The sequence below is a fragment of the Prosthecobacter sp. genome, from assembly GCF_029946185.1.
Lineage (GTDB): Bacteria > Verrucomicrobiota > Verrucomicrobiia > Verrucomicrobiales > Verrucomicrobiaceae > Prosthecobacter.
The window spans coordinates 1-5,916 of the sequence record NZ_JAQSEA010000064.1; the positions used below are offsets into that span (position 1 = coordinate 1).

A 5,916-nucleotide genomic window follows, 5' to 3' on the forward strand; every position below is an offset into this window, starting at 1 on the left:
CGGTGATGTCGGGTGTCGCGAAAGCAGCATTTCAGAGCGGGGCAGGTGTGTGCTGTGGAGTGCAGCGGAATAAATTCCGCGCTCCTCGGAGCGCTGCGCGAAAGCAGTGAGTTTCACGAGCTAGGCCCTTATTCAAGTGCCATTCATGCCTGGTATCTTATACGTTATACGTGGTCATGGCATCTTATACGTGGTCACCGAGTTCACTAGCAGCGTCATCACCGCGTCGCCGCTGCCAAAGTCGCGTGGCCCCCCCCAAATCTACGATTGACTCCCTTAACCGAGCGCCATTCATGACGGGCATCTTTTTTTCATTCAACAGCCACCCCTCAGCATGCAAGATCGCCGCCACTTCATCGCCAAAACTGCCGCTGCTTTCGCAGGCATTCAGATCCTTCCGCGCTCCGTGTTTGGAGCCAATGAAAAGCTCAACATCGCCTTTGTCGGTGCGGGCGGAAAAGGCTGGCACGCCGTGCAGAGCTTGCTGGAAAACCCAATGGTGAACTACGTTGCCTTTGCCGATGTGGACGAGCCGCGTGCAGCCCAGTCGCGCCAAGCCAAGCCCGACGTGCCCTTCCACTCGGACTTCCGCAAGATGCTCGATCAGCATGGCAAGAACATCGATGGTGTGATCATTTCCACGCCGGATCAAACGCACCACTACAATGCAAAGTGGTGCATGAACGCGGGCAAACACGTTTACTTGGAGAAGCCGCTGACCCACAACATCGCTGAAGCTCGCGACCTCATGGCGTTGGAGAAGACCAGCCGTCTTGCCTGCCAGATGGGCAATCAAGGCCACTCCGGTGGCGGCATCCTCATGCTGGAGGCGTGGGCGAAAGCAGGCATCCTCGGTGATGTGACAGATGCCCATGCGTGGGCAGGCCCCATTTGGTCCGTTGCCGATGAGCGCCCCCCGGAGCAACCCGTGCCTGCAGGACTCGATTGGAATCAATGGATCGGCCCTGCTGCCATGGTGCCGCACAGCAGCCGCTACCTGCCAGCAGTGTGGCGCGCGTGGTTTGAGTTTGGCTGCGGTACGCTGGGCGACTGGGCCTGTCACAACATGGATGCACCGTATGCCGTGTGGGGACTCGACTGCCCGAGCCGAGTGGAGATCGAGAGCACTGGTCCGAAGAAACTATCGTTCCCCGATACCGTCCGCGTCACCTTCACCTTTCCCACCAGCAGCACTGGCAAAGAGTTCAAAATCCACTGGTATCACGGCAAAGGTCATGCCTTCACCCGGCCTGCTGAACTAGAGGCGAGCCGAGCACTGGCGGATGGCGGCACCTTCATCCGTGGCAGCAAGTCCGCCGTCCTTATGGGCACACACGCAGGCATCCCGCGCATCATCCCTGAAGTGAAGATGCAGGAACTCGCCAGCAGCCTGCCCAAAGTGGACCTCAAACGCTCGAATCACTGGGACAACTGGCTGCTCGCCATCAAAGGCCAGGAAAAGCCACGCTCCAACTTCGCCTACGGTGGCCGCCTCACTGAGACCATGCACTTCGCCAATATCGCCCTGCATGTGAACCGCAATCTCACCATCGACCCCGCCACTCGCAGCATCGTCGGAGATGCAGAAGCCGCCGCGCTGATGAATGGCCCGAACGTGCGCCAGGGATGGACGTTCTAGGGATAAAAGGCCATTCATGCCTGGCATCTCATTCTCGCAAAAACTGCGTAATCAATCGATTGACGAGGCATGAATCGCTCATGCCATCACCCATTAGCAGCCCTCAAGCGTAAATGATGCGTGCCAAAACGAATCACCCCCATAGTTTGCGTATCGAGTTCAGCCTTCTGTCCCCCCCTGTCCGAAGAGATTTAGACACACATGAATTTTTCACCCTTAGGATCAGCTTTTTGGCTCGGGGGAAAAGTAAGCCACCCAGTACCTGCCACGATGGGGGACCAAACTGAGTTTCCATCCTTTGAAAAACACCATGCCGACTCATGAAGCCCCCGTTGATGTACTGATCATTGGCACTGGTGTCTCAGGCCTCATCGCGGCGCGTGAGATTCAGCGTGGTGGTCGCAGCGTGCTTTTGCTGGATAAAGGACGTGGTCTGGGCGGCAGGCTTGCCAGTCGTCGTATCGGTGCGGCCACTTTTGATCACGGAGCGCAGTTCATCACCACACGTGATGCCCGTTTTGAAGGGATCCTCAAACAAGGCGCGGAGGCTGGCATCATGAAGGAATGGTGCCAAGGCTTCTCCGCAGCGGCTGACGGCCACACGCGCTGGCGTGGTCAGCCAGCCATGACAGCCTTCGCCAAGTATCTGGCGCAGGGCCTGGAAGTACGGATGGAAAAGCAAGTCGTGGCCCTCAGACGTTCCGGGGATCGCTACTCGGTCGAGACGAGCACCGGAGATTTTTACACAGCGTCGGCAGTGCTGCTCACGCCGCCGGTGCCACAATCGCTAGCGCTGCTGACAAGCGGTGAAATCGAGCTAGATCCAGCGATGCGGACACGGCTCGAAGCCATTCAATACGAGTGCTGCCTGGCCGTCATGGCCGTGCTCAAAGGTCCGTCTTTGATTCCACCGCCTGGTGGGCTTGTGCCGGCCAGCGGTCCCGTTTCATGGATTGCCGATAATCAGCTCAAAGGCATCTCCGCAGAACCTGCGGTCACGATTCATGCCAGCCAAGAGTTCAGTCTCGCGCACTGGGATGATGACCGCATGGAGAGCGGGCGGATGCTGCTTGAGGCCTCACGACCATGGCTGGGTGCCGAAGTGGTCAGCTATCAGGTCCACGGCTGGCGCTACAGCAAGCCCCTGCAAGTCGATGCGAATCCCTGCGCCCTGTTGCAGGCATCTCCACCCCTCGTCATGGCAGGAGACGCCTTTGCAGGGCCGCGAGTCGAGGGCGCGGCGCTCTCTGGCTTTGCCTCTGCTGAGACCCTGCTGGCCCGCCTGTCTCGTCCTTGAGGTTAAAGCCAGCGCGCCGCACACTTTTTGCCTCAGCTCTCATGGCTGGGTGCGCCACACCCTCCCCGCCCGAAGTTTGACAAGGAGTGAGAAAATTCGTCCGCTCGACTGCCGCCATCCGTAAAGGCTGTGGCGATTTCCGCCTGCCACTCTTTGCCACATGAAACAAACACCCCTGATGCTCATCCTCCTGGTGGGCCTGCTCAGTTCCTGCGCTTCGATGCAGATCTGCACCCGTCCCATCACCACTTCCGAGCCCGAAGCACTGGCGCTTGTCACGGCCTCACAGAAGGCTCATGGAAGCGCCGCGTTTCATCGGATCAGGGATCTCAGCGTCAGCTATGAAGGCAAGTGGGCACCCATCGGGCCACGCTTTCAGCCTGTTCTGGTGGACTCGAAGTTCCGTGGAGTGTCAGAGGAGCGGATCATCCTCTCACCCAGAATCATCGCGCAAACGCATACCGGACCAGGAGGCGTGAAGAAAGTGCTGCGTTCGCCCGGTCAAATCGCCATCGCCTACAACGGCGCTGTATCAGAGGACGCCGAGGCCAATCAGGCCGCAGCGCTCGTGGCCGATGCCTATGCTCTCTTTTTGCTGGGCCCATTCTACTTCCAGCAAAGCGGCACCGTCTTCGCCATGAATGGTGAGTCTCTCGTGGATGAGGACCTGTGTGATGAAGTGCTCGCCATCCTGCGTCCTGGTGTTGGCATGGCAAAAGAGGACCGATTGATCCTCTATATCGACCGCAGCAGCAAGTTGCTGCGCCGGGTGCGACTGACACTCAACGGCCTCGACAGCACCCGTGGAGCGGAGGTGGACGTGACCTTCCGTGATTTCAAAAAAATAGACGGTGTCCTTTGGCCGACCGACTTTGATGAGCGCATCCGCAGCCCTTTCAAGCTGCACGCCCATCATTGGAATCTTCGCGGTCTGGAGAGCAATCGCGGCCTGCGCGCCCACGATTTAAAACTCGCCCGCTGGACTGACAAAGCTGCCAAGCCCAGCCCAGCAATTGCACACTGATCTTATGGAGAAGTCCCTGGACTCACTCACAGGTCTCGCGATGGGCGGCTTCATCGGTGATGCCCTCGCCATGCCCGTGCATTGGTATTATGACCGCTCCGCGCTGCGCCAGGACTACGGCATCGTCCGTGACTATGCGGCACCGAAGTCTCCGCATCCCGGCAGCATCCTGTGGCGCTCTGAATACACCGCGCTCAATGCCCGCGGAGATATTCTGCATGATCAAGCACGCTACTGGGGGCAGCGCGGCATTCACTATCACCAATTCCTGCGGGCCGGTGAAAACACGCTGAACCTCCAGCTAGCCAAGGTCTTGATGGATTCCCTCATCGCCTGCGGCTCCTACGATGCGGATGACTATCTCACGCGTTACATCGACTTCATGCTCACGCCGGGGAAGCATCGGGACACCTACATCGAGGAGTGTCATCGCAAATTCTTCACCGCCTATGCGCGCGGCACCGCACCGCGAAAATGCGCTGGCACAGACATTCACATCGGCGGACTGGCCCATGTCGGTGTGCTCTGCGCCTATTTTCGGGGCGACCTCAGCGCCACACGGGCAGCCGTGCGCGAGCACATCAGCCTCACCCACCGCTCTCCTGAAGTGCTAGCCGCAGCAGACGCCATGGTGCGGATTGCCTGTGACCTGCTCAATGGCGCACCACTGCGTGAGGCCATACTCGCCCATGGCAGTGACTGGTTCTCTCAGCGCAAAGCGCGGGAATGGTCCCAAGAACCCGACGAGGTCGTGATCGGCAGGCACGTCAGCCCCGCCTGCTACATTGCAGAAGCCTTCCCCGCATCATTGTATCTGGCATGGAAATATGCCGATGACTTTGAAAGTGGCGTCATCGCCAATGCCAATGTCGGCGGTGACAACTGCCATCGTGGCGCCGTCCTCGGTGCCCTCATAGGCGCTGCGGTCGGCGTTTCAAAGATCCCTCACAGATTTGTCGATGGCATCGCCGACACCCCGCACCTCAAATATCAGATCGAAACCCTCGCCACTCGTCCATGAAGTCCAGCCTCAGCAGCGATCAAGCCTCTTTTGTCGTGCGCCTCGCCTGGGAGGATCGCACGAGCTTTGAAGAAATCAAAGAGCGCACCGGCTTGGTAGAAAGCCAGGTCATCGACCTCATGCGCCGCGAACTCAAACCCTCCAGCTTCCGCTGCTGGCGGAAGCGCGTCAGCGGTCGGGTCACCAAGCACCGCAAGCTGCTTGAGCTAAGGCTCAAAGGCTGACGTCGCCGCAGGCCAAGCAGCTGATTCGCTGCATTTGGCAGAACATGTTTCCCCAATCGCTTCATGGCGGACGTATTGTTCGTCCTGAGTGATTCACTGCCATCCACGTGATTCACGGCCTTCATCTTGAAAACAGCCCTCATCCTATTCTCCGCCTTTTCCTTCCTTGGTTATGGATTGGCGTGTTTTTTTTCGAGTCGCATGAAGCAGGAGTTTCATCGTTACCGCCTCGCCGCCCAGCGCATTCCGGTGGGGGCCTTGCAGTGCTTCGCGGGGATCGGCCTGCTGGCGGGAATGAGCCAGCCATGGATGGGTCAGCTGGCATCAGCAGGACTGGCGCTGATGATGCTCATTGCCGTCATCGTCCGCATCCAGATCAAGGACACCCTGCTGCAAACGATGCCGGCGGTGCTTTATCTGGCGCTCAACATCTATCTCTGCATGGCCGGATTCTGAACCGCACGCCACTTACAGCAGCGCAATGGCGGCGCAATGGCAAAAAGATGCCAGGCATTTAGTTGATTGACCATCCTCATTTTTTCATCTAATCATCACCCATGAAACCCGCCCAATCATTTGATTATCAGTTACTCGCATTCGAAGAGCAGCTTGTTGGGGTGAATGCCAAAACGGGCCTCTATCCTGCCGCGCGTTCATGGTCCGGCGGGCGGAGGCGCATCCTCGGCAAGGGGCCGCTGGAGTCCTACTGCT

6 protein-coding genes are annotated in these 5,916 nt (G+C 58.6%); all 6 read left to right on the forward strand.

The features are described 5' to 3' along the window. Window positions 1–334 precede the first annotated feature (334 nt). Complete coding sequence (locus PSV43_RS04455) at window positions 335–1,639, forward strand: Gfo/Idh/MocA family oxidoreductase (RefSeq protein ID WP_300194196.1); 1,305 nt, start codon at window positions 335–337, stop codon at window positions 1,637–1,639. A gap of 310 nt (window positions 1,640–1,949) precedes the next feature. Next, a complete protein-coding gene (locus PSV43_RS04460; protein ID WP_300194198.1) occupies window positions 1,950–2,936 on the forward strand; it encodes an FAD-dependent oxidoreductase in 987 nt (328 codons plus the stop codon). Between the two features lie 160 nt (window positions 2,937–3,096). Further along, window positions 3,097–3,960, forward strand: coding sequence for a hypothetical protein (locus tag PSV43_RS04465; protein WP_300194200.1), 864 nt, complete (start codon window positions 3,097–3,099; stop codon window positions 3,958–3,960). Window positions 3,961–3,964: 4 nt separating this feature from the next. Beyond that, a complete protein-coding gene (locus PSV43_RS04470; RefSeq protein WP_300194202.1) occupies window positions 3,965–4,981 on the forward strand; it encodes an ADP-ribosylglycohydrolase family protein in 1,017 nt (338 codons plus the stop codon). Further along, window positions 4,978–5,205 (forward strand): TIGR03643 family protein, encoded by a 228-nt coding sequence (locus PSV43_RS04475; protein ID WP_300194204.1) that lies wholly within the window; start codon window positions 4,978–4,980, stop codon window positions 5,203–5,205. Before PSV43_RS04470 ends, PSV43_RS04475 begins: the two co-directional genes overlap by 4 nt. A gap of 126 nt (window positions 5,206–5,331) precedes the next feature. Next, window positions 5,332–5,661, forward strand: coding sequence for a DoxX family protein (locus PSV43_RS04480; protein ID WP_300194206.1), 330 nt, complete (start codon window positions 5,332–5,334; stop codon window positions 5,659–5,661). Window positions 5,662–5,916 lie beyond the last annotated feature (255 nt).